Origin of the sequence: Secundilactobacillus mixtipabuli (assembly GCF_002217925.1) — a bacterium.
In the GTDB taxonomy this organism is placed as follows: domain Bacteria; phylum Bacillota; class Bacilli; order Lactobacillales; family Lactobacillaceae; genus Secundilactobacillus; species Secundilactobacillus mixtipabuli.
Genome location: NZ_BCMF01000060.1, coordinates 1 through 242, shown reverse-complemented (window position 1 = coordinate 242; position 242 = coordinate 1). Strand labels below are relative to the sequence as shown.

The 242-nt window shown below is 52.1% G+C and carries 1 rRNA gene; it reads left to right on the top strand.

What is annotated here, in order from left to right:
• Window positions 1–242, top strand: a 23S ribosomal RNA gene (locus IWT5_RS11995); the annotation flags it as partial.

The following is a 242-nucleotide window of genomic DNA, read 5'->3' as shown; positions in this document are numbered from 1 at the left end:
GGGGAAGGCTCGTCCTCCCAGGGTTAGTCGGGACCTAAGTCGAGGCCGCAAGGCGTAGACGATGGCCAACAGGTTGATATTCCTGTACTAGTAAGATATGTTTGAGCGATGGAGGGACGCAGGAGGCTAAGCCGTGCGCACTGTTGGATATGTGCGTTCAAGCAGCAAGTCTGGTTGTTAGTAAAATGCTTTCAACCGGGTAGACAAGCTGTGATGAGGACCGAATTTAAGTAGGGAAGTGG